The sequence below is a fragment of the Paraburkholderia sp. GW821-FHT02A12 genome (assembly GCF_059422005.1).
Map to the genome: position 1 here is coordinate 2,343,506 of NZ_JBWKWA010000001.1, position 23,941 is coordinate 2,367,446.

The 23,941-nt window shown below is 64.8% G+C and carries 21 protein-coding genes; 8 read left to right on the top strand and 13 right to left on the bottom strand.

Annotated elements, in window-relative coordinates; all coding sequences use genetic code 11:
* Positions 1 to 37 precede the first annotated feature (37 nt).
* The gene (locus AC07WT_RS10555) at positions 38 to 274 is read right to left on the bottom strand and encodes a hypothetical protein (protein ID WP_492594533.1); all 237 of its coding nucleotides are present in this window, start codon (positions 272 to 274) and stop codon (positions 38 to 40) included.
* A gap of 819 nt (positions 275 to 1,093) precedes the next feature.
* Here AC07WT_RS10555 and AC07WT_RS10560 point away from each other — a divergent pair.
* Positions 1,094 to 3,337 carry a GGDEF/EAL domain-containing response regulator gene (locus AC07WT_RS10560; protein ID WP_494947053.1) on the top strand — a complete coding sequence of 748 codons (2,244 nt, stop codon included), beginning with the start codon at positions 1,094 to 1,096 and terminating at the stop codon, positions 3,335 to 3,337.
* Positions 3,338 to 3,476: 139 nt separating this feature from the next.
* On the opposite strand, the gene ltrA is transcribed toward AC07WT_RS10560, so the two are convergent.
* The 12 genes from ltrA to AC07WT_RS10620 all read right to left on the bottom strand — a co-directional run bounded on the left by ltrA (position 3,477) and on the right by AC07WT_RS10620 (position 16,526).
* Positions 3,477 to 5,114 carry a group II intron reverse transcriptase/maturase gene (ltrA, locus tag AC07WT_RS10565; protein ID WP_494946153.1) on the bottom strand — a complete coding sequence of 546 codons (1,638 nt, stop codon included), beginning with the start codon at positions 5,112 to 5,114 and terminating at the stop codon, positions 3,477 to 3,479.
* A 682-nt stretch (positions 5,115 to 5,796) separates the two neighbouring features.
* Positions 5,797 to 6,735: a vWA domain-containing protein gene (locus tag AC07WT_RS10570; protein ID WP_492594531.1), complete on the bottom strand. Its 939-nt coding sequence runs from the start codon at positions 6,733 to 6,735 to the stop codon at positions 5,797 to 5,799.
* On the bottom strand, positions 6,732 to 7,322 hold the full coding sequence (locus AC07WT_RS10575) for a tetratricopeptide repeat protein (RefSeq protein ID WP_494947054.1): 591 nt from the start codon (positions 7,320 to 7,322) through the stop codon (positions 6,732 to 6,734). The genes AC07WT_RS10570 and AC07WT_RS10575 overlap by 4 nt, the downstream gene beginning before the upstream one ends.
* Positions 7,319 to 8,305, bottom strand: coding sequence for a vWA domain-containing protein (locus AC07WT_RS10580; protein WP_494947055.1), 987 nt, complete (start codon positions 8,303 to 8,305; stop codon positions 7,319 to 7,321). Before AC07WT_RS10580 ends, AC07WT_RS10575 begins: the two co-directional genes overlap by 4 nt.
* Positions 8,302 to 9,246 (bottom strand): calcium incorporation protein MxaA, encoded by a 945-nt coding sequence (locus tag AC07WT_RS10585; protein ID WP_494947056.1) that lies wholly within the window; start codon positions 9,244 to 9,246, stop codon positions 8,302 to 8,304. The genes AC07WT_RS10580 and AC07WT_RS10585 overlap by 4 nt, the downstream gene beginning before the upstream one ends.
* Positions 9,243 to 10,106, bottom strand: coding sequence for a DUF58 domain-containing protein (locus tag AC07WT_RS10590; protein ID WP_494947057.1), 864 nt, complete (start codon positions 10,104 to 10,106; stop codon positions 9,243 to 9,245). The genes AC07WT_RS10585 and AC07WT_RS10590 overlap by 4 nt, the downstream gene beginning before the upstream one ends.
* Positions 10,107 to 10,109: 3 nt before the next feature.
* Positions 10,110 to 11,129, bottom strand: coding sequence for an AAA family ATPase (locus AC07WT_RS10595; RefSeq protein WP_494947058.1), 1,020 nt, complete (start codon positions 11,127 to 11,129; stop codon positions 10,110 to 10,112).
* A 315-nt stretch (positions 11,130 to 11,444) separates the two neighbouring features.
* On the bottom strand, positions 11,445 to 12,407 hold the full coding sequence (locus AC07WT_RS10600; protein ID WP_494947059.1) for a LysR family transcriptional regulator: 963 nt from the start codon (positions 12,405 to 12,407) through the stop codon (positions 11,445 to 11,447).
* 15 nt (positions 12,408 to 12,422) lie between these two features.
* Entirely contained in the window at positions 12,423 to 13,187 is a 765-nt protein-coding gene (locus AC07WT_RS10605) for a hypothetical protein (RefSeq protein WP_494947060.1), read from the bottom strand.
* Positions 13,184 to 14,095: a substrate-binding domain-containing protein gene (locus tag AC07WT_RS10610; RefSeq protein WP_494947061.1), complete on the bottom strand. Its 912-nt coding sequence runs from the start codon at positions 14,093 to 14,095 to the stop codon at positions 13,184 to 13,186. Before AC07WT_RS10610 ends, AC07WT_RS10605 begins: the two co-directional genes overlap by 4 nt.
* 30 nt (positions 14,096 to 14,125) lie before the next feature.
* Positions 14,126 to 14,545, bottom strand: coding sequence for a c-type cytochrome (locus AC07WT_RS10615; protein ID WP_494947062.1), 420 nt, complete (start codon positions 14,543 to 14,545; stop codon positions 14,126 to 14,128).
* Between the two features lie 163 nt (positions 14,546 to 14,708).
* Positions 14,709 to 16,526 (bottom strand): methanol/ethanol family PQQ-dependent dehydrogenase, encoded by a 1,818-nt coding sequence (locus AC07WT_RS10620; protein ID WP_494947063.1) that lies wholly within the window; start codon positions 16,524 to 16,526, stop codon positions 14,709 to 14,711.
* 458 nt (positions 16,527 to 16,984) lie between these two features.
* On the opposite strand from AC07WT_RS10620, the gene AC07WT_RS10625 reads away from it, so the two are divergent.
* From AC07WT_RS10625 to AC07WT_RS10655, 7 genes are all read left to right on the top strand, one after another.
* The gene (locus AC07WT_RS10625) at positions 16,985 to 17,383 is read left to right on the top strand and encodes a 4a-hydroxytetrahydrobiopterin dehydratase (RefSeq protein WP_494947064.1); all 399 of its coding nucleotides are present in this window, start codon (positions 16,985 to 16,987) and stop codon (positions 17,381 to 17,383) included.
* A gap of 149 nt (positions 17,384 to 17,532) precedes the next feature.
* On the top strand, positions 17,533 to 18,561 hold the full coding sequence (locus AC07WT_RS10630; protein WP_494947065.1) for a beta-ribofuranosylaminobenzene 5'-phosphate synthase family protein: 1,029 nt from the start codon (positions 17,533 to 17,535) through the stop codon (positions 18,559 to 18,561).
* A 117-nt stretch (positions 18,562 to 18,678) separates the two neighbouring features.
* The gene (locus AC07WT_RS10635) at positions 18,679 to 19,620 is read left to right on the top strand and encodes an NAD(P)-dependent methylenetetrahydromethanopterin dehydrogenase (RefSeq protein ID WP_494947066.1); all 942 of its coding nucleotides are present in this window, start codon (positions 18,679 to 18,681) and stop codon (positions 19,618 to 19,620) included.
* 46 nt (positions 19,621 to 19,666) lie between these two features.
* Positions 19,667 to 20,875: an ATP-grasp domain-containing protein gene (locus AC07WT_RS10640; RefSeq protein ID WP_494947067.1), complete on the top strand. Its 1,209-nt coding sequence runs from the start codon at positions 19,667 to 19,669 to the stop codon at positions 20,873 to 20,875.
* Positions 20,850 to 21,881, top strand: a complete 1,032-nt coding sequence (mch, locus tag AC07WT_RS10645) for a methenyltetrahydromethanopterin cyclohydrolase (protein WP_494947068.1) — start codon at positions 20,850 to 20,852, stop codon at positions 21,879 to 21,881. The genes AC07WT_RS10640 and mch overlap by 26 nt, the downstream gene beginning before the upstream one ends.
* Positions 21,878 to 22,939, top strand: a complete 1,062-nt coding sequence (locus tag AC07WT_RS10650; RefSeq protein ID WP_494947069.1) for an ATP-grasp domain-containing protein — start codon at positions 21,878 to 21,880, stop codon at positions 22,937 to 22,939. The genes mch and AC07WT_RS10650 overlap by 4 nt, the downstream gene beginning before the upstream one ends.
* Positions 22,932 to 23,879: a triphosphoribosyl-dephospho-CoA synthase gene (locus AC07WT_RS10655; RefSeq protein ID WP_494947070.1), complete on the top strand. Its 948-nt coding sequence runs from the start codon at positions 22,932 to 22,934 to the stop codon at positions 23,877 to 23,879. Before AC07WT_RS10650 ends, AC07WT_RS10655 begins: the two co-directional genes overlap by 8 nt.
* The last annotated feature ends 62 nt before the right edge of the window (positions 23,880 to 23,941 follow it).

Here is a 23,941-nt window from a genome sequence, read left to right on the forward strand (position 1 = left end):
CCGCAGAGGGCGTGGTAGCGGGCCGGCGCGCAATGGGCTACGGCTCCTGCTCGCCCGCCTGAAAGGCTGGCGCGGTCTGTCCGGGATTCATCGACTTCACGACTTCCTCGGCAAACCTCTGTAATGAAGAAATCGGCCCGCACACGCTGTGATAGGTCTCGCGACCGATCTGCGCGTCCAGCAGGACCTGCATGCCAGCCTTTCTGGCCATCTCGATCAGGTTCACGTCTGTCTCCGGAATACCGCTGTTGCCCGGCCGGCTCAGGTCGGGCATGTCAGCCTCAGCATCGGGCTATCACGACAGCAGCGTAGCGGAGTATCCGAACTGTCAGTACGTCAAATAAAGGCCACTCGCAAGGCCAGTTCGCGCATTTACTGATCGCTGCGCGAATCTTTTCCGCGATCCTCAATTCGCCTGCCGGCGGGGTATCGGGCAGTACGACGCGAGGATTTCGCCCAGCGTGCGAAGTCGGCCAACAGCCGTGTGCGGCTAAAGCAGCGTGCACGGTTGCTGAGACGCACCGCTGCTGCGAGGCAGTGGGGCTAGCTGGACTTGTCAGACACCTATGCCCAACTATACTTTTAATCGTCTGACAGAACCGGCGGATTCCGCGGGGCGGAAACCCCGGAAGTACCCAACCCGGCTTCGGACGCTGGGCATCCGCGTGGCTGCTTTCACACCTGGGATCTCAGCGCATTGCACGCGCGAACAGCCTGTGCCTGGCGCAAGGCGCGGCAATTTTCGCGAATTCGCAGGACTGCTCGTTGCCGTCAGGTCTTTCGCGACAGCATGTCGGTTCGGTGCCGCACGATGAGCAGCGTCCCCGGAACACGGACGGAGGAGCGAACGTTTGAGCGCCGCCGCGCCGCCGCGCTGCCCAGTTCCGTGATGGTGGCCGGGAGCACGGGACACGCGCCGTCCATTGCGGCAGCGCAACGAACGGGGGGGGGAATCATGGTTTCAGCCCATATTGTTCAGCACTGGTCTTCAAGGGGCGGGACGCACCGCACCACGCAGCCCGCGACGGCACAGACCGGCGCGCGGGTTCTGCCCGCGCATGGCCATTCAGGCCGTGAGAGGTCCCGGATGACTATGCAGACCGACGCGGCCAGTTGGCGCATTCTGGTGGTCGATGACGACCCGGCGACCCAGAGGGACCTGTGCAGGATTCTCTCTAGTCGTCCGGACAATGAGGCTGCGCTGACGGCAACCCAAGCGATCTCGTCTGGGGGTGTGCCAGCTGCACGCGAGGCGTTTCAGATCGATTCCGTGCATTCGGGCCGGGAAGCGCTTGTGCGGGTCATGCGTGCGCTTGGGAGGAACCAGCCCTATGCCATGGCATTCATCAACATGCGCATGTCGTCCGGATGGGACAGCCTTCAGACGATCAGACGGCTCATGAAGGTGGCCCCGCGTCTGAGATTCGCCCTGATTGGCGCGGATGCAGACGCCTGCCGCGAAGCATTGGGCGTGCGCCCGGAGTCGGAGGATCGGCTGCTCATTCTGGACGAGCCATGGAACCCTGATGAGATCCGCGAGACGGCGCGCCTGTTCGCCGCGAAGTGGCGGACGACAGGAGCGGCCGCTGCCAGAATGGGCCGCTTCGCGCAGGCGCTCGAGGAACGAGCCGAGGCACTCGACGAGGTGAACATCATCGCCGAAAACTGTCCGGTCGTCTTTTACCGCCTGCGAGGCGAGCCTGCGCTTTCGCTCATGTACATATCGCATGACGTCATCAGGCTCGGTCACGACCGTGCCGCGTTGCTGGCCTCACCCGCCTGGGTCAACGACCTGGTTGATCCGCGCGATCGGGCGAGGGTTGAGGCGGCCATCGCGGGCGTGCTGGAGCGGGGCGTCAACGGTGCATCAGTCGAGTTCCGCCTGCGCACGGGCGACGGAGCGTACCGTAGTGTCGAAAACCGCTTTATCCCGGTACGCGACAAAGATGGGCGGCTCATCGAAATTGAAGGCATCATCCTCGACAGGACCAGAACGCAGGCGGCGGACGAAAAAATTACCCAGCTTGCCGGCACCGATGCGCTTACGGGGCTGGCGAACCGCGCGACATTCCTGCGTCGGCTGAGCCACGCGTTTGCCGCCACCCAGCGTGGCGCGATGCCGTTTGCGGTCTTCCATCTGGGTCTCGATCATTTCGGGTCAGTCAATGACACGCTGGGTCCGCGGGTCGGCGGCCTGCTGCTTCGAGAAGTCGCCCGACGCTTGATGGCCTGTACGAGCGAACGCGACCTGGTAGCCCGGGTAGGTGACGATGAATTCGCCGTATTGCAGGCGGAGGCCGGTGAGCCTGCCAACGCCGGGGTTCTTGCGGTGAGGCTCGGGACCGCGCTGGCGTCTGCCTGTCGCCTCGACGGCAGCGACGTGCGGATCACCGCCAGCATCGGCGTCTGTCCTTACAGTGCGGGAAGCAGCGGCGCGCACGCGCTGCTCCTCCAGGCTGACCAGGCATTCCACCGCGCCCGAGACGAGGGCGGCAACCGGTATCGTTTCGATTCCGACGGGCTCGATCAGGCGGTCCACGAACGGATGACGCTCGCCGAAGATCTGCGAGACGCAATGGATCGCGGCGAGCTGGAACTCCAGTACCAGCCCGAGGTCGAGCTGTCCTCCGGGAACATCATCGGGATGGAAGGACTGGTGCGCTGGCACCATCCGACCCGTGGCCTGCTTGCCCCAGGCGTTTTCATGCCGCTCGCAGAGCAGACCGGCACCATGGCAGACATTCGGCACTGGGTGCTGGACGAGGCCTGCCGCCAAATGAGGGCATGGCGCGACGAAGGGGTGGCCCCCCTGATGATCGCGGTCAACCTGTCCTTGTGCGAACTCAGGGACGCTCAGGGGTTCATTCGCGACGTGACCGAAACCATCATGAAATGGCAGCTTGCCCCGTCCGATCTGGAGTTCGACGTGACCGAGGCAACCCTGACCCGGCTCGCGTGGGCCCATAACGATGTCCTCCAGGCGCTGCGTAAGTTCGGCGCGAAGATCGCCATCGACGATTTCGGCAGCGAGTACGCGTCGTTTGACTATATCCGCGCCTATGGCGTGAGTCATCTGAAGATCGCCCGGTCAGTCATCCAGCGGGTCGACAGCGATCCCGGGAGTGCGGCGACGATCCGTGCCATTGTCAACCTTGCACGCGAGGGTGGGTTCGGCGTGATTGCACAGGGCGTGGAGACCGAACAGCAGCGTCAGTTTCTGGCTGACACAAATCGGGCGACGAAGGCGCAGGGCTTTCATTTCAGCAAGGCGGTGGGGGCCGCTGAGGCGAGCGCGCTTCTGCGCCGGGGCCGGATTGCTGGATCAATAGGAGTGTGAGGGGCACTGTCGGGTAGCTGGGCGCGGTTACCCGCGTCCAGCCCCCTCAGAACCGTGCATGGGTCTTTCGATCCACACGGCTCAAGCCTCTGCAAAGGCATCTCGCGACACCCGGTTTCACAACGGTATTTTCGGCAGACTAATGATTTCTACGGCAATCGGGATGGTGTACTTGAAGATTACTCGCTGCGTCCGATCCGCCTTCGGTTCTTTTCACGATACAACGAACACCCCAAGGGATGCCCGTCGTGATGGGTTCCTGACAGTCAGGACACAGGCCGTCCTGCCTGAGCCAGACGCGGTACAGCTTCGCACGGCCTTTTGACGAGTTCTGCATTTTCGTGCCCCATCGGGACTCGAAGTAATGCTTCCAGTCTGGGTCGTGCGGATTGGCGTTGGCTCTGATCTTGATATGCCGCTGGATTGGCGTATCAGATTCTTGTAGCAGGGTGAGCTCCCGTTGCGTTCCATCCTCTTGTTTTTCTGTGGCGATGAATACCCAGTTCCGGGCACCTCGGGTCTTGAAATATTTTTCCTTAACCCAGCGGGCTCCCTTGTTCGGATGCCTTCTTACCGCCCATCGCCATAGCATCGACCAGACATCGTCATCAACCCGAGCGAAGGTTTCCTTGGCGACTACATGCCTGTGGTAATTCGCCCATCCACGTAGTACCGGATTGAGCAGCCTTATCAGGTGGGCCTGTTTAGCCGTCTTGTTGGCCTTGACGACCTCACGGATCTTGTCAAGATGCGCTTTGACGTTCGCTTTGGACGGCTTCATGAGCAGCTTGCCGTTGTACTTGCGAATGTTCCATCCGAGAAAGTCAAACCCCTCCCTGATATGCGTTATTCTGGTCTTCTCTGGCGATAGGACTAACCCGCGTTCCGCCAGAAATTCAACCACTGCGGCCTTGACCTCCTGTTCCAGCCATTCTTTTGAATTGCCCGTAATAATGAAGTCGTCCGCGTAACGCACCATGTTCATTTTTAAGCCTGCCCGCCTTGCCTTCGGAAACTTCTCCGCCAGCCTGGCTTCGAGACCGTCCAACGTCATGTTAGCCAAGACAGGGCTGATAATTCCCCCTTGCGGGGCACCTGCCTCAGTCGGGAAGAGTTCGTTCTGGTACACGAATCCCGCCTTGAGCCACTTCTTGAGGATCGCCTTATCCGTGGGGATATGGGCGAGCATCCAGTCGTGACTGATTTGGTCGAAACAGCCTTGAATGTCGGCCTCTAGCACCCATTCCGCACTCGTCTTTTGCGCAAGAGAAGTGAAGCATTGCTCTCCTGCATCAGCGGTTGAGCGCTCCGGCCTGAACCCATAGGAGTTCAGATCGGCGGTGGTTTCCGCAATCGGTTCCAGCGCCAGCAAATGTAATGCTTGCATGGCTCTGCACTTCATGACGGGTATGCCGAGCGGCCTCGTCTTGCCGTTTTTCTTCGGAATCAACACTCTCCGAAGCGGAAGGGGCGAGTAGCCCCGCCTCTTCAACGACGCAATCGCGTTGGTCTTTGCCGCCGGTGTTTTCCACGTTACCTTGTCCACACCGGGGGTGTTCCTGCCTTGATTTTCAGTCACCCGCTTCACGGCTAATGCCTTGCCGCTGAACGAGTGGGTCAGCAACCATTGCAAGGCTTTCGCCTTGTTGTGGCGGCCGGCCTGTGACGCCTTCACCATACGCGTCTGCAGCCTTCTTACGTACCGTCGGACCTTGGCCCAATTGATGCCGTCCCACGTCACGCCAGAAGGCGCACGCGCCTGTGTTGCAGCGCTCATTTGCTTTCCCTCCGTTAAGATGGTTCTGGAAACTCTCTGGTGAAGAGAGACCATGAGGAAGTCTGCCCGCTTTCGCGTGAGGTGATGTTGCAACCCCTATCCGTCCCATTACAGGCCGGCGTTCGCTTTGTCCTCGTTCCTATGCCCGCACCACCATGGGCAGACCTTGCAGCCTGCTGTCCCCGAAGGGAGCGATACGGGGTTTCCACGTTCCGCTTGTAAAGTACGTCGGGTTAGGTGCCTGCTATTGACCGGGAGGCGTATGGGTCACGAGAGCGCAATTATCAGACGCTATTCCCGCCTCCGTTACCGTTTTGGTTCAAGCGTGGTAGCCACTTCCGCTTGTTCTACATGACGATCTTTATCGCAGATTCAAATGTTTTCACCCTACCGACTATCTGGCACTCATCCGGCGTGTGGCTGCCAGAAGGGTACGCCTCTCGCGATTGATACCCCGCACCTTGCGGCGCTTCGTTACGTTGTCAGAACCGCTCTTTATTCAGGCTCCTAGATTCACCCGGTGACACGGGTGGTACCCTCCGTTGCCGTGGGAACAACTTCTACAAGCGACTTCGTGTCGCACGATAATCATATAGCCGGCCTGCCTCCGTTCCGGTAGAACGGCTGGCGTAGAGTCAGGGTGCAAACCCACCGACTTGACGCACAGTAGGCGTCGCGCCACCTATTTGCACCAGAGCCCCGCGCGGCGCCTCGCCCAACCGAACTCCGGCACGAACCGCCAGGCGAGCAACAGCAACGCAAGCAGCGCAGGACACCAGCGTAAATCAGTCGGCACCGGTTCCCGGTGAGCGAGTCGCGCATCGAGCATGGCGTCGCTCAAAGACGCCGCGCTCGACAGGCGGCGATACCCGAAGCCGATCTGTTCGGCCACCGACGCGAGGTAGTGTCCATGCAACGCGGACAGCTCCTCGTGACTTTCCGCCAGCGGCGCGGAACCTGGCGTCCCCGGAACCTGGATCACATCCTCTGCCTGCCAGTAGCCGTCACGGTTACCGTCGGCATCGGTACGTGGAATGGGCCCGGCTTGATCGCCACCCACGCCGATCAGCCAGCCCCTGACCTGAGCGGGATTGATGTCCCGCGTCAGCGCATCCGACGGCAGGACCGGCGGCGCCTCCTGCCCATCTGTGACGAACACGACGGCCGCGCCATGACCGACGTCTTGCGCCACGCGAACCGCCGAATAGACGCCGCCCTCCGCAATGCGGCTCCAGTTGGTCCAGCGCATGCGCCCGTCAATCCTGTCGAGCGACAACAGCAGCGCGTCAAAGTTGCTGCAGACTTCGACGGGCGGCAGCAACAGCAAAGTCCGCTGGCCGGTGAACACACTCCAGCCGATCTTCGAGCCGCACGGCAATCGCCCCAGCGCGTCGCGCATCGCAGCCCGCGCGAACACCAGCCGGCTCACCGGTGCGCCATTCAGTGCGACGTCCTCGACGTCCATGCTTTGCGTAATATCGAAGGTGGCAATGTAGCTGAACGTATCGCGCGGCAGTGTCACACGTGGCATGGCGACTGCGGCGATCAGCAACAGGAATGCCACCGACGTCGCCCAGTGGCGCCTTCCGAAAAAATCACGCGCCAGCGCGCCGGGGCTCACGGCAAATCCTTGCTTTGCGGGTCGCTCACCTTCACGTTGTGCTGCGACTTGACGTCAGGCGCATCGGGCGCGGAGCGCATTTCAGGCGCGAGCCACAGCGCACGCTCGAGGTTGTAGCGCGCATCCCAATCGTCCGGCGTCGCACGCAGCAACGTCCGGTAGCGCGCCTTGGCCTCCTCGATCATGGCGACCGACTGAACCGTGCCGGACGGGCTGTTACCCATTCCCTCACGCAGGTACATGTTGCCAAGGTCGAACAGCGCCGCGCGCCCTACTTCGTCAAGGCGCTCGTCGCGAATCAGCTCCTCATAGAGCGGGCCAGCCGTATCGTAGGCGCCCGCCTTCGACAGCGCGATGGCGCGCGCGAGTCTGACCTGCCGGGCGTCGTCGCTGCCACGGCCGTTGCGCGGGGCACCTGTCGTGCCGGGTTTGCCGGGTTTGCCGGGTTTGCCCGTTTCGCCCGCCGCGGCAGCCGCCGCCTGATTGACATGCTGCGCGTGCTGCAGGCGCGCCCAGTCATACCCTGCCGTCCCGGCGCAGCACAGCGCTACTGCCGCGAAGATGACGTGAATCGACGCGCGCTTCACGACCAGGCCCGCACCTGAAGCTGCCGCAAAGCCAGCAGCAGCGCGCAACCAGACAGCGCCGCCGCGAAGCAGTACGGGCTGAAATCCTGCCGCGGCAAGCGCTCGACAAATGAAGTCAGCGCGTTTTGCTGCCGGTTGATCTCGGCCATCGCGTCCATCATCGCCTTCGCATTACCGGCCTGAAAAAGCCGATAAGGCGTCTTCAGCGAGATGAAGTAGCGATGCAGTTCGGCTTCAGCCGAAGACTCACTCGCGGGAATAGAGGCGTTCAGATCGGGACTGAATACGCCGCTGCGCAAATAGATGAAGTAAAGCGCGATCTGGTTGCGCATCAGTCCATCCTCGATGAGCCGCCGCACGTGCGCGTCGAGTCTCGCGCCGCCGTCGGAGACGAGGACGATCGCCCGGCGGCCCGACGAGGCCCGCCCGTCGAACTCGCCGATCGCCGCCAGCAGCCCACGGTCGAGTTGCGTGTCCGGCATGCCGCGGCCCACAGCCGTGCCGGCGATCGCCGCCTCGATCACACGGTGGTCGTAGGTGAACGGCATGGCAAGCACCGGGCTCGTACCGAACATCATGAGCGCGAGCCGGTCATTAGGCCGTTGGGCAACGAACCCGGTCAACGAAGCGCGCGCTACCTTGTTCTTCGAGTCGCCCGCCGGCGACTCCACACCTTTGCTGTTCATCGGTTCGTCCATGCTCGCACTGCGATCCATCAGGATCAGAATTTGCGCCCCGCTGCCCGTACGCAACACCTGCCGATACGAGCTTCCCGGACCGGCCAGGCCGACGACAATCCCCAGCATCGCCAGCACGGCACTGCCCTGCCCGATGAAGCCGATCCATCGTCCGACGCGATCGTCAGGCAACCACGCGACCCACGAGAACGCCAGCGTGTCGCCGCGCCGTGGCAACAACGGCAGCACGGCCAGCGGCAGCAAGGCGAGCAGCCACGGATGGGCAAAATCGAACGCCGTGTTCATCGATGGTGACGCTGCTCAGCGCGATACAGTGCCCGGCATAGCACCTGCAGCGGATAAGGGGCCGCCGCCGGTGCAGGCGTGAAGAATCGCTCGGTCGATTGCTGATAGAAGTGTTCAAGTTGTGCGCGTAGTGGCTGCAAATACGGCGCTCGAGCGAACAGGCTGGGCAGAGAACCCGCGTGAACGACGTGGCCCGCCGCTTCGTTCAGCGCGCGGTGCAGACAGAGCCACGCGTCCGCGGACGTATCGACGCGCGCCCCGTCGAGCCGCCGCATCTGCCGCATCTGCCGCGAGGCGCGCGCGAACGGCAGCCGGGCCGACTCGTGCCAGTTGCGCCACAGCCACCAGCCTGCCCATGACAGCATAGTCAGCAGCAACAGGCCGAGCGCGAGGCTCGCCTGCCGCCGCAGCGGCGCGGTCGGCACCAGGGGAGCCTGCCGGTCGGGCCGCATCGGTTGCAGGTCGCCGGCATTGAAGGCGTCGGCGGGCGTCATCGGGCCGACGCTGAGGGGCCACTCTGCAACCTGCAGCGTCGCGCCGGACGCCGAGGTCAATGTCAACGCGGGCAATACACTCCTGGTGAGCGTTGGCGCGACGTTGACGATCTGGTAGTCGATCGCCATCCACCGGCGACCCTCGGCATCGGTTTCGAGCCGGGCAAGCCGGCGCTCGAGCCACGCGCCGGTGCGGCCAATGGACGGCGGCGCCACCGAACCCACGTCGTTATCTCCGGCTGGCAGCAGAATACGTTGCGTGAGGACATCTCCGAGCAGGTAGCCGAATGCGCGCGGCTGTTGGACCGTCGGCTGAAAGACCGCGCCCGGGGCTGCGGCAGTGCTCATTAGCGGCGCTAGCGCCAGCGAGGTGACCAACATCGTCGCGACCCGTGTCCGGCGAAGCGAACCACTCGCCGTGCCAATCCGGCGCCCACCAGGTCTCATGCGATCGCCTCCAGAAAGTAGCGTGACATGGCCTCCGGATCAAAAGCGTTCTCGACGTAAAACGGCCGGATCCCGCGCGTGCCGAACATCTCCGCGAGTTCCACACGCCGCCGCACGACGGCCTCGCGCCAACGCTCACGCACGCTACCACGCAGCCACAGCGTGCGCTGCCCGTTGGACTCGGCGTCGTTGACAGCAAGCAGCGGGCCGCCGTTGGGCGGTGCGATCTCCGCGGCGTCCCAGACAACCATCGGGACCACGCATGCATGGACCAGCAGATCGAGTACGGCGGGCAACGCCGCGAGCGGCCAGTGGAAGTCGGAAACAAGGAACACCAGCGCCTGCCGTCCAGCCAGTGTCGAAGCGGCGCGTTGCAGCCCCGCCATACTGCTGCTTCCAGTTGTGGCGCTCGTGCTCTCGCGCAACATCGTTGCGAGCACGTTGCCGACGCCCCGGCCATATCGCGCCGGCATGAAAAGATCGTCGCGTGCGCCGGTATCGAAGGCAAGCGTGCCCAACTGATCGCCGACACGGAACGCGCTGTATCCCAAGGCTTCGACAAAATCCGCGGCAACCTGCAACTTCGTCTGGTGCGCGCCGAAGTGCATCGACGCCGAGACGTCGACGATCACCTGTACTGGCACCGCGGTGCGTTGCAGGTGAACCCGCACCAGCCACTCCGAGCGTGCGGCGCGCACGCTGGCACGCAGATCGAGGCGGCGCGGATCCGGGTAGTCGAACAGGCGGCCGTGCATCGCAAATTCCTGACCGGCCCCGAAGCTCGATGCCGGGTGCGAACCGGGACGAAATCCCCCGGAGCGCATCGGCAAACGGTAGTGAAATTCCGATGTCCCGTTCATGGTTCAGGGCACGGCGAGCCTGTTCATGATTTGCGCAGTCAGGGCTTCAGCGAGTTCCTGGCGGCGCAGTTCATAGATCGGCGTGAAGAACACGCGATGCCCGAGCCCGGGCATCAGCACGGCATGAATGTCTTCCGGAACCAGATGCGAGCGGCCCGCCAGCCACGCCACCACGCGCGCTGCCCGCAACAGCGCGCTCATGCCTCGCGGGCTTGCGCCCGCCAGAATGAGCCGCTGCATATCGACGCCGTCGAGTGCAATGCCAAATCGCTGCGGTGTTTCCGTGGCCTGCCAGATGTCCAGGACATAGCGCTCGATCGTTTTACTCGACTGCACGCTCGCCTGAATGGCCGCGCCGACCTGGTTCAACTGTTCCCACGGTACGATCGCGGGCGAGAGCCGTGCAAGCAGCCTGTCGACGTCATGGAACGTCGCATCGAACACCAGCGCGCGCCGCACCTCGGGCCCGGTCGGCGTGGGCATGCCCAACTCGAACAGGAAGCGGTCGCGCGCGGCCGATGCCAGCTCGAAAGTCTCTTCCTTCTCGACCTTGTTGCGGTCGGCGAACACCGTCATATGCGGGAAGCGATATTCGCGATCGAACGCCCACACCGAACGCTCCGCCATGGCGCGCAGCAGGAGCGACTGGACCTGCGGACGGGCGCGATTGATTTCGTTGAAGAAGAACGTGGTCAGGCGCTCGCCGTGTCGAAGAAGCGGACCGGGATCGATTCGCGGCTTACCCTCGGCGTCGACGTACGTGTGATAGACGAGGTCGCCCGGCATCAGATCGATGGTGCCCTCGACGCGCTCGAACTCCCCGCCCACGACACGCGCAAACGCGCGCAGCACGGTTGTCTTGCCGACACCCACGCCGCCTTCGAGGAGCACATGACCACGGGCGAACAAGGCGACGTTGATGAGGCGGATGGTCTGCGACTGGCCAATCACGACTCTCGAGACTTCGTCTTCGATTTGCAGCGCATGCAGACGCCAGTCCTGAAGCTGTTCGCCAGCACCCATCGATGCAATCCCCTATAGCAGGCCTACACGCGCAGGCTCGTCGTGAACCCGCGATACGAAAATGCTTCTCATGGATATGAGCGGACCTCCGTGCATACTCTGTGCCAGCACGCCGGCGGATGCAGCACGCGCAGTCGCGCGACGAAAGATGTCAACCTGTCACGCCTTTCGGGTACACAGTGTGCCGCTGCCGAAAAATCGCCGCCCATCTCACGGGGACGTGCCGTCACCAGGTGAACCCGCTGCGGCACTGCCGGCAATCAGTCCGACCAGCGCCATCGCGCCGCGGCGCCAGGCCAGATCAGTATCGACTGCTCATTTCGGAACGCCTGGCTTCGGGGGCGATGTGGCGAATGCCGCGTACTCGCGCTCCAGATAAGCGGCGGCCTGCTCGAGCAGAAACTGCCTGAATACCGTGCCGGTCGGGGATAGCTGCTTGGCCCGCAGATGCACGATCTGCCATGTGCGTTCAATCGGCGTGCCGCTCACGTCGAGCAACGCGATTTCCTTCATACGCAGTTCGAGCAGCAGCGTATGGAGAGAAATCAGGCTCACTCCCATACCTGCCATCACTGCCTGTTTGATCGTTTCGTTGCTGCCGAGCGTGACGACCTTCGCGGGCGTGAAAAGATGGTGTCTGAACATTTCCTCGGCGGCCATGCGCGTTCCCGAGCCGGGCTCGCGCAACAGGAACGTGTCGCCACGCAACTCCTGCAGATCGAAGCGCCGCGCGTCGCACAATGGATGGCTCCGCGGCGCGATCACCACTTGCGGATGCCACGCAAGCGGCTCGGTCGTGGTATCGAGTTCCGGCGGCGGCCGCCCCATGATGGCGAGGTCGATCGCGTTGTCCTGCAGCATGCGCAGCAACGCATCGCGGTTGCCGACGGAGAAGTGCACGTCGACCTTGGGATACAGGTGCGAATACATGGCCAGCAGCTTCGGCGCGAAATACGTCGCGGAACTGACGATGCCCACCGCGATCGAGCCGCTATCGGCCTGCTTGAGCGACGTCATCGCATCTTCGGCATCCTTGATCTCGCCGAGAATCCGGCTCGCATGATGGCTTAGCTTTTCGCCCGCTTCGGTCAAGGCGAGTTTGCGCGCGATGCGCTCGAACAGACACAGGCCAACCGCCTCCTCGAGCTGATGAATCTGCATCGATATCGCCGGCTGGGTCAGATGCAGTTCCTCCGCGGCGCGCGCGAAGCTCGTGTAGCGGCTCGCCACGACGAAGATCTGCAACTGACGCAAGGTCAGCGAGCGGATGAAATTCACGTTGGCGCGACCTCGTTAACGGCTCGCCCGAGGCGCGTTGGACGGTTTCACCGGCACATTCGGCGCGTTCGGCGGTGGCGGCAGTTTTCGCAACACCGCCTGGAAGCTCAGCGTCTGGGTATGCAGCGGATGCACGAAATCGTTGTTCGCGCCGGGCACGTCGGTACGGATCAGCGCGACCTGGCCCGGCACGGTATCGGCGATCACGAACGTGTAGCGCTTGCCGGTGTATTGAGCGAAGCGTTCCGCATTGGGATCGCCCAGGTACGGCTGCACGACGACCTGCTGGGCCTTCACAGGCTTGCCGCCGATCTGGCTCGTCACCATCTCGATCTGCGGCCCCGCGGCGAGCGCGAGCCGCAGGCGCCGCTGGAAATAACGGCGCTGGCCGCCTGTCAGGTGCTCCATCTCCGTGATGTCGCGTTCGAGGAAATAGATGATCACGGGGTTGCACGGCAAGCCGGCGTTCGGTAACGGCACCGCTCCGCTGTGATCGGACACCTGGGCATCGCCTTTGGCGTTGTCCGGGCTGACCACCAGCACCCTGACCATGTCCGCGCTGTGCGCCAGCTGGTCCGAGCTGAGCAATGCGTAGTCGAGCTCGGTTTGCTGCGCGATGCCGTGCAGATGATCCGTCGTGAAGATGAGCCGCTCGGCGGGCGAGATATCGCCGGTGCCCGCAGCAAGCGCGGCGGTATGCATTGCACAAGCCACGCACGTGATGCACGCGGCGAGCACACACCGCCACGCGCGGCGCAAGCGCCTCTGCGCCCCCCTCATGGCGCCCCATCCGCGGGCTTGCCGGCCGGCGCGTCGACGGGCTTCAGAAGCGGCACTTCGTAACTCGTGAGGATGCTGTCGATCTTGTCATGGTTCGCGCCGATCCATTGGTCGACCTTGTCCTTCCACGCTTTCTCCCCGTAGCGCACCCCCATCGCGATCGTATAGTCGAAGCGGATGCCCGGCGTGGCCGGGAACGGCACCAGCTTCACCGTATCGCCGGAGCGCTTGGCGAAATAGCCCGCAATCGGCCCCCACAGGAATACGACGTCGACATTGCCCGCACGCAGATCGTTTTCGATCATCTGGCCCGGGTATTCCTGCGGGTCGCCGCTTTGCACCTGATACGAGACCGCCTGATCAATCAGGTCGTGACTGAGCAGCCAGTCGACCGCGGGCGTCTGCGAGAAGATGCCGAAGCGCAGTTTGTGCAACTGGTCCGGCGGCAGCTTGAGCAGATCGTCCGGCGTATTGATGCCGGCCAGCTCAGGCCGCTTCGTAAACACCATCGCATAGGTGGAGCGCAGGTAGGGCTGCGTCGTCGAGGTCATGTCGTAGCCTTTCGGCACGCCGATGATCAGATCGCACTTATACCGCTCGGTATCCGCCACCTTCTCGCGCAAAGTGTGGCGCACGAAGCCCATGCGCTGCGGAAAATAGGTGTATTCGAGCTTGTAGCCGAAATCGCTCGCCATCTGGCTTGCGATGCGGTTCTCGTAGCCTTCGCCTCTGTTGTTGGACAAAGGCATGTTGTTCGGGTCCGCGCAGACCCGCAGCACGCCGTCGGCGCCATCGTTGTTGGGCAGTGCCTCGCCTTCGGCGCGCACAGCACCGCTCGCCAGCGCCGCGTAGCACAGCGCGGCGGCCACGAGCGCGGCGTGCGCGGGCATTCGTTTGCCATGACGCATCGATAACCTCCTGAGGTAGAACCGTGGGCGTTATTTCGCGTCGATGGACTGCAGATCGCCCGGCTTGATCTGGCCGTCGGAGCGCCCTTTCAGATAGGCGTAGAGGTTCTCCCAGTTCTTCTGCATCATCTGGCTCGAACTGAAGTCGGGCATGCCCTTGTCCACCCGGCCGCCGAACACCGTGCGGTGGAACTCGTTCTTATCCAGCGTCTTGAACGCGTCGACCAGCGATGGTCCGACCATCCCCTGCTGCTGCGCGCCATGACAACGTTCGCAGGCAAGCGCGCGCCAGGTCCTCCATCCTTGCAGCGTATTGCTGTCGACCTTGCTGCCGTCGACCACCTTGTACGCCACCTGGGCAATCGCGGGATTGGTCTGGGCGTATGTAACAGGCAGCACGACGAAAACGGCGGGCAGTGCCGCCCGCAACAAGATTGATCGGCCTTTCATATGCAGATGTCTCCTTCAAGGTAAGGCCGCGCCGCGATGCGTTTCATCGACGCATCTGCGAAATGGCGCGGTCCAGATGACTCGTATATGACTGAAGCCGCTGCCGGTCGCCCGATCCCCTGCAAGGGCAAACCGGCCGCGCGTTTCAATGCGGCCCGGCCATTCAGCTGTTGCCGCCGGGAATGGCAAACACGAAGAGCGTGCCGCCCAACGCCGTGTACTTCGCAAGCTCACGATAACCGCCCACCGCACCGAGGCCTTCGGTCGACTTCTCGAGGCCAGCCGCCATGCCGATACCGGCCCAGCCGCCGATGCCCGAGTAGACGCCGATGAACTGCTTGCCCTGATACTCGTAGGTAAACACGTTGCCGATGATCCCCGACGGGGTCTTGAAGCGCCACAGTTCCTTGCCGTCCTTGATGCGGACTGCCTTGATGTAGCCTTCGAGCGTGCCGTAGAACGCCACGCCGCCCGCGGTGGCCAGCGCGCCCGACCACACCGAGAACCGCTCCGGCTTCGACCAGACGATCTTGCCCTTCGAGGCATCCCACGCGATGAAGTTACCCATCGAGTTGTTGTCGTTCGGGCCCGGATACATCGACAACGTGGCGCCCACATACGGCTGGCCCGACACGTAGTCGACATCGAACGGTTCGTAGTCCATGCAGACGTGATTGGTCGGCACGAGGAAGAGGCTCGAGTTCGGGTCGTACGCCGCCGGCTGCTGATCCTTCGAACCGAGCGCCGCCGGACAGATGCCCTTCACGTTGTGGTCGGAGCCGGCCGCCTGCGTCGAATAGGCCGCGTTGCGAATCGGCTTGCCGCTCTTCATATCGACATGGTCAGCCCAGTTCACCGCCGGATCGAACTTCTGGGCAACGAGCAGCTGTCCGGTTTCGCGATTCAACGTGTAGCCGAAACCATTGCGGTCGAAGTGAACGATGGCCGGCACCTTCTTGCCGTCGATGTTCAGCTCCGAGAGGATCATTTCATTGACGCCGTCATAGTCCCACTCGTCGTGCGGGGTCATCTGGTAGACCCATTTGGCGGTGCCGGTATTCAGATCGCGCGCGATGATCGACAGCGACCATCTGTTGTCGCCCGGACGTTGCGTCGGATTCCAGGTGCCCGGATTGCCGGTGCCGTAGTAGACAAGGTTGAGTTTCGGGTCCCACGCATACCAACCCCAGGTGGTGCCGCCGCCCAGTTTCCACTGATCCCCCTTCCAGGACTTCAGCGACGAGTCCGCGCCCACCGGCACCATCTTGCCGTCGGCGTAGGTCATCGTCTTGTCGGGGTCCATCAGCATGTCCTTGTCCGGACCCGTGCTGTAGGCCGTCCAGGCCGGTTTTCCGGTCTTGATGTCGTACGCGATGAGACGCCCGCGCACGCCGAACTCACCGCCCGAGATGCCGGTCAGCACCTTGTCGCCGAATACGTGCGGCGCGTTGGTGTTGGTTTCACCCGCTTTCGGATTGCCGTTTTGCGCGGTCCAGACCACGTCGCCAGTTTTCGCGTTCAGCGCGACGAGTTTTGTGTCGGCCTGCTGCAGGAAAATCTTGCCGTCGCCATACGCGAGCCCGCGGTTGACGGTATCGCAGCACATCACAGACACCACCGCATCGTCCTGCTTCGGCTGGTACTGCCAGATGAACGTCTGATCCTTCAGGTTGATCGCGATCACCTTGTTGGGGAACGGCGAGTGGATATACATGGTGTCGCCGATCACGAGCGGCGCGCCTTCGTGGCCGCGCAGCACGCCGGTCGACATGGTCCATGCGACCTGTAGTTTCCCGACGTTGTTTTCGTTGATCTGCTTGAGTGGGCTGTAGCGATGATTCGCATAGTCGCCCGCCTGCGCCGCCCAGTTGGACGGATTTTTCATGAGCCCATCGAGCTGCGAATCGGCCTGTGCAACGAGAGAGCTCAAGGCTGCCGACGCGAGGATCGCGAGCCCAAGAACCGTGGTGCGTAAGTTCATGTCTCCTCCAGAATGGTCTTGCTGTTCAACTCACGAATGACCCACGCTACCTCGTTGCATCGGGCGCGCCTCCTCGAATGCAGGTAACGATCCGCGCCCTTTCCCGATCGTTGTCAGGCTTTGCGGCGCATGACGGCCAACGCATATTCCATGCCGGAATCGAACTACCGTGCGCGTCGTTCGCCGCCACAAGCTCGCGCACACACGCCGCGCGGCGGTTCGCGCCACGCGCGCATCACCTTCGGCGCACGCGCGATCTGGCGCAGCGGTGTCACGGCCGTGACCGCCTGCGCCGCAGCACGTGGGACATACTGTGTCACTGCCCGATACGAAGCGTGTCCGTCGCGAGGCACGCAGCGAGAGAACACCTGCGCCGACAGCGCGATCATGCGGCTGGCCCGTCAATTGCAGCACGTCATGCTCCTACGGGTCGTTCCAACACGTGTGGAGCAATGGTCATGGCAAACACAGAACAGGTCTATTCCGACGCGCAGATCCAGCAGCGCCTCGTCGGTCCGCTACAGCACTGGTATCTGGAAGACGGCTGGCTGCGGCGCAAATACCGCACCGAAGGCTGGAAAGGGACATTGATGGTGGTGAACGCGGTGGGCCACCTCGCGGAAGCCGCATGGCATCACCCTGATCTCACGGTCTCCTATGCATTCGTGACCGTGAAGCTGAAGACGCATTCCGCGAAGGGCATCACGGACAAGGACTTTGCGCTTGCCAGCAAGATCGAATCGTTCATTCAGTGGCAGCCGGGAACCGAAGGCGGCCCGCTCGAAGGCACGCCGGCGGACGACCAGCGCTTCCGCTATATCAAGTACGACGCGCCGAAAACCGCGCAAGGCGGTTGAAGCCCGGCGCCGTGCTGCGGGGCGGGTACGGCTTTCGCTTTAAGTCCCCCGCCGGGCCGCTGCGCTGCGGCACGCGCCGTCGCCACGACGGCCCTTCGGGTTCGCCCGCCCATGCACGAACAAGTCACGCACGAACAAGGACACTCGCGATGCAGCTTCACGTTCGCCGCCTTCCGCCTCATGCCGCCGTGACGGTCGATGCGCCCGCACGGCTGCATCTGGGGTTTCTCGATCCGAACGCCTCGCTTGGACGCGCGTTCGGCAGCCTCGGCCTCGTGATCGACGGCGCCGGCACCCGCATCGAAGCGCGGCTCGCCGAGCGCGACCGGATCGACGGTGCGGCGACCGATGCGGAACGCGAGCGTATCGCGATCTGTCTGGAACGGCTGCACGCCGCGTACGACCCGACTCCCGTCGCTATCGAGGTCACCCGGACGCCGCGCGCGCACAGCGGCCTGGGATCGGGCACGCAACTCGCACTCGCAGTCGGCAGCGCCTTCGTTCGTCTGCTCGGCCATGTCGCGACTAGCGCCGAGCTCGCGAGCCTGCTCGGACGCGGCGTGCGCTCGGGCATCGGCATCCTCGGCTTCGATGCCGGCGGCTTGCTGGTGGATGGCGGACCGTCCGGCGACCTGCACCCGGGCGTGCCGCCTCTGCTCGCGCGTCAGCCGTTTCCGGATAGCTGGCGCGTCCTGCTCGTCAGCGACAACGCTCGCGAGGGCCTGCACGGCGCTGAAGAGCGCCGCGGCCTCGCCGCGCTCGCCCCGTTTCCGCAAGAACTCGCCGCGCGTCTGTGCCACCTCGTCCTGATGAAGATTCTGCCGGGCGCCGCGGAGCGCAACATCGTGCCCTTCGCGCATGGCCTGACGGAGATGCAGCAGACCATCGGCGAATACTTTGCCCCCGTGCAAGGCGGCGTGTTCGCGAGCCCCGATGTCGAGCGCGCGCTGCGCGCCGTGGCCGCGCAGCGAACCGCGGGCATCGGCCAGACTTCGTGGGGGCCGACGGGCTTTGCGATCGTCGCCAACGCGCGCGAGGCCGAGTGCGCGCTCGCCACGGCACGCGAGGCTACGCGAGGCATGCCGCACATCGAATGCACGGTCGTCGCGGGACGCAATCGCGGCGCGACGGTGCGCTCCGCCGAAGCACGGCAGCAGCAGCGCATCGACGCCGCATGACGCGCCTCGGTCCCGCGCCGCTGCCTGCGAATCCAGTGGCCCACGCAGCCGTGCGCCCTTGCCTTGCGCCCTCCATGAGAAACGCCACAGAAACGCCACAGAAACGAGCCTCCTGCCATGTCCGACACCACTGAAAAGCCCACTGAAAGGCCTTATATCCTGCACATGTTCACGGCCGCTCCGCAGATTAGTCCGTTCGACGTGAACATGGCCGCCGACGCCGGCTACCAGATCATCGTGCCGTATTGCGGGGTCGAGGCCGGGATGGTCGCGAACCTGACTCAGGACGCGATCTTTTCGCGTGGTCCGAAGGGCGTGTCGCGCACCGGCATCTTCATCGGCGGGCGCGACGTCATGCTCGCCGCCGACATGCTCGACACCGCGCGCAAAGCCATGGTCCTGCCGTTCGAAGTGTCGGTGTTCGCCGATCCGAGCGGTGCATACACGACCGCCGCCGCGCTCGTCGCCCTAGTCGAGCGGCATCTGGCCAAAGCGTACGGCATGGAACTGGGCGGCAAGCGCGTGCTGATTCTCGGCGGCACCGGCGCGGTCGGGCGCGTGGCGGCGGCGATGGCGGCCTCGCTCGGCGCCGACGTGTCGATTGCGAGCCACGCCGGGCAGGCGCGCGCGGCGCGCGTCAGCGACGACATCAATCAGCGCTTCGGCATCGTGACCAAGGGTGTGAGCACTGCGACGCTGGAAGAACTGCGCGCGGCGTTGGGCGTTGCCGAGATCGTACTCGCCACCGCCATCGCCGGCGTTCAGGTGGTTAGTGCCGCCGATCTCGCGCATGCCAGACATCTGCTGATTGCCGCGGATGTGAACGCCGTGCCGCCGGAAGGCATCGCGGGCGTCAACGTGATGAACGACGGCAAGCCGATCGAGGGCGTGCCGACTGCCGGCGGCGCAATCGGCATCGGCGCGCTGGCGATCGGCAATGTCAAATACCAGGTGGAGCATCGGCTCTTCATCCGAATGCGCACGGGCGGCAAGCCGGTCTACCTGGGTTTCCCGCAAGCCTTCGACGAGGCCCGCGCCGTCGCGGCCGGCCTCGGTTGAGTGCGCCCCGCGTTACGGGCCGCACGCTGCCGCTATCCGAGTCACCATGAACTCGCGTCCGTCGCTCTCGCATGCGCCGCTCGTCGCGGTAGCGGGACTGTCCGCACGGATGCTCGCGCAGTCCGCTGCGCGTGCCGGCCTGCGCGTCGCCGCGCTCGATGTGTTCGGCGACCGCGACACTCGCGAGGCAGCCGAACTGTGGTTCGACATCGGCGGCGGCCAGCTGTCGATCGATGGCGCGCGGCTCGCGCAGGCGCTCGAACGCGCCGCGCGCTTGCCGGGTCTCATCGGCTGGATCGACGGCAGCGGGCTCGAGCCGTTCGTCGCGCCGTTGTGCCGCGCGCCCGGCCTGCCCCGTTTCATCGGCAATCCTGTGGAAGCCAGCGCCGCGGTGCGCGAACCCCAGCGGTTCTTTGCGCTGCTGGATGCGCTGGATATTCCGCATCCGGCGGTCGCGTTCACGCGGCCCGCTGCGGCGCAAGGGTGGCTGGTCAAACACGCGAACGGTTGCGGCGGCACGCATATCGAACCGGCCACGGCGTTTGGCGATCCGCGCGTTCCCGCGCAAGCTTATTTCCAGCAGCAGAGCAGCGGCCGCTCGCTGTCGGCGCTGTTTATCGCCGCTCGCGGTAGCGCGCGTGTGCTCGGCTTCGCTGAGCAGCTCATCTGCACGATGGGCAATCTGCCCTTCGTGCATGCCGGATCGATGGGTCCGATCGATCTGCCGCCAGCCGTCGAGGCGCGTGTGCGCGCGGCGATCGCTGCACTCTGTGCGCAGACCGGCCTCACTGGCATCAATAGCTGCGACTTTCTGCTCGACGGCGACGCATTCGCGCTGCTTGAAATCAACACCCGCCCCTCGTCGACGATGACGCTCTACGAAACCGCGTCGCCTCGCGCATGGCCGCGCGGGCTGCTCGCGTGTCATATCGAAGCATGTCGCTACGGCCGCCTGCCAGCAGCGAAATCGCCTGCGCCCGCAGCGTGGCGCGCCGGTCAACAGGTGCTGTTCGCGCCGCGTCCGTTCGCCGTCTCCGAGGGCTTCAGCGACGCCTGCCTGCGCGACCCGCGCTGCCGCGACGTGCCGATGCCCGGGACGTGGATCGAAGCCGGACAGCCGGTCTGCACGCTGCTCGTGCGCGCGGCTTCGATGGACGCGGTGCGGCGTGCACTCGAAGCACAGCACGCGCTCGTTCTGCAACGAATCGAAACCTGCCATGAGCCCGACTATGCCTTCATCCAATGCCACTCCTGATGCACCCCAGCCGCCGCTCGCCAGTGCTGCCGCGCTGAGCGTCAACGCGCTCAGCGAGCGTCTCGTTGCCCGGTTGGCCGACGATGCAGCGCGCTTCGGCGTGAAAATCAACCACGCGGAAAGCGGCAGCGTGCTCGTGGACGCAGGCGTCGCCGCGCCTGGCAGCGTCGCGGCCGGCGTGCTGATCGCGCGCATCTGCATGGGCGGCCTTGGCCACGTCACGGTGCGCGAGAGCCTGGATGCGCAGCCGCTGTGGCCGAGCATGATCGAGGTGCGCACCTCGTGGCCCGTGCTGGCCTGCCTCGGCAGCCAGTACGCCGGATGGAGCCTGTCGGCGACCAAAGAACAGACCGGCGGCAAGAAGTTTTTTTCGCTCGGGTCGGGGCCGGCGCGCGCGCTGGCCGTCAAGGAGCCGCTGTTTGCCGAACTCGGCTACCGCGACAGGCACGAGCGCGGCGTGCTGGTACTCGAGGTTGACCGCCTGCCGCCGCAGGTCGTGATCGACAAGGTGCTGCACGACTGTGGCCTGGCGCCCGAGCGGCTGACGCTTGTCGTCACGCCGACACACTCTGTCGCGGGAACGGTACAGGTGGTGGCGCGCGTCGTCGAAGTTGCATTGCACAAAACACATGTGCTTGGCGTCGCGCTGGAAGAGGTGGTCGAAGGCGGCGGCTCGGCGCCCTTGCCGCCGCCCGCGCCGGACGGCATTCAGGCGATGGGCCGCACCAACGATGCGATCCTCTATGGCGGCCGCGTGCATCTCACCGTGAAGCACGATGCGGTAGCGAAACAGCTCGCCGCCGAATTGCCCGCCTCGACCTCGCGCGATTACGGCCGCCCGTTCGCGGACATCTTCACGTCGTTCAACTACGACTTCTACCAGATCGATCCCGCGCTGTTCGCCCCGGCCGAAGTATGGGTGAGCAGCCTCGAAAGCGGCGCGACCTATCACGGCGGGCGCGTCGACGCGGCGTTGCTGCACGACCAATGGGGCGGCAAGCCATGAGCCTCCCTTTGCCTGGCGTGAACCCCGCCGACGCGCAAAACCCCGCCAACGCGCAAAACCCCGCTGACGCGCAAGCGCCCCTGCGCATTGCGATCATGACCGACGAAACCGGCTGGCACACCGGGCGCCTCAAAAAGGCCTTCCGTGCGCGCGGCGCGGAAGCGCGCTGCATCGATCTCGCCGACTGCCGGATCGACACGACGTGGGCCCCCCATGGGCTGATGCTGCCGGGCTTCGGCCACACGCTGCCCGATGCGGTCTTCGTGCGTGGGATTGCCGGCGGCACCTTCGAGCAGGTCACGCTGCGGCTCGGTATCCTGCATGCGTTGCGCGAATCCGGTGTGCCGGTCTACAACGACGCGCGCGCGATCGAGCGCAGCGTCGATAAATCGATGACGAGTTTTCTGCTGCATCGCAACGGCGTACCGACACCCGCGACATGGGCCGGCGAATCCGCGGCGTTCGCGCAGCGCGTGCTGATCCGCGAAGCCGCGGCCGGACGCCAGCTCGTGCTCAAACCGCTGTTCGGCTCGCAAGGCCATGGACTCAAACGGCTCGGCACGGGTGGCGCCCACCATGGCGCGCTGGCGCCTCTGCCTTCGCTCAAGCCGTATCGGCAGGTCGCTTATCTGCAGCGCTATGTCGATGGCGGCCGCCTGGGCTTCGACTGGCGCGTACTGGTGATTGGCGGCCGTGCCGTGGCGGCGATGCGGCGCGTCGGCGGCAAGGGCTGGATTCATAACTTCGCGCAGGGCGCCGTGTGCGAAGCGGCCGAACTCGATCCGCCGCTCGCGCAGACCGCGGTGCGCGCCACCGAGGCACTCGGACTCGACTACGCAGGCGTCGACCTGATCCCCGATCCGCACGATGCCGCGCGGCCGCTCGTGCTGGAAGTCAACGGCGTGGCGGCATGGCGCGGCCTGCAGTCGGTCACTTCGGTCGACCTCGCGGCGGCGCTCGCCGATGACCTGCTCCAGCGCAAGCTGCCCGCGCAGCGTCGCGCGCTCGCGCAGACCGGCGAGCCCGCCGTCGTGGCGTTGCATGGACGCCATGGCTGAGCCGCCCTGTCTTGTCGCGTTCGAGCGCGTTCGCACGGCCTTTCTCGCGGCCTGTCGACTCGATGTGGAAACACCCAAGCCCGGCAACGTCAGCGTGCAATGCGCCGGACACGGCATGCGCGCGGCCCAGTTCATCACCAGCGCGGAGGTGGCCGCCGACGCACTGCTCACCCGCGGCGCGCCTGTCGGCCTGCGCGTGCTCGATGCGGTCACCCGCACGCGCGCCGCGGTCGCCTGCAATACGAACCTCGGCATCCTGCTGCTGGTCGCCCCGCTCGCCGCGGCGCTGGAGGCAACCGCGGGCCCGCTGTCGGCCGACCACTGGCGCGCGGCGACCGAGCGCGTGCTCGCGCGGCTCGACCTCGACGACGCACGCCTCGCGTACCGCGCGATTGCGCTCGCCAATCCCGGCGGTCTCGGCGAGGCCGCCGAGCAATCGGTCCATGCCTCGCCCACGGTCGGCCTGCGCGACGCGATGACGCTCGCCGCCGGGCGCGACAGCATCGCTCGCCAATACGCGGAAGGCTTTCGTGACATCTTCGAGACCGGCCTCGCCGCGTTCCGCGAAGTGCCCGCGAATCAGCCGCGGGTCGCCACGCTCAATGTCTTTCTCACCTTCCTCCGCACTTGGCCCGACTCTCACATTGTGCGTAAGCAGGGCATGGCGCTGGCGCAGAGTGTCACGCTTGCGGCACGCGAACGGCACGCGCAATGGCGCCACGCGCTCGCGCAACCGGGCCATGACGCGGCGGCTCAGCCGCTCGATGCATGGGACGCCGAACTGAAGGCTGGCGCCATCAACCCCGGCACCAGTGCGGACCTGACGGTGGCGACGCTGTTCGTCGCCGGCTGCCTCGCACCGGCCTGCAGCGCCGGCCTTACGTCGCGCGGGCCGCGCGGGCCACGAGGGCGGCGCACTGGCACGGATCCTGTTAGTTAGTGCCACCGTGCATCGACACGCCGCCCGGCGATCGCGGACCAGCACCGCCACGGGCGGCATGT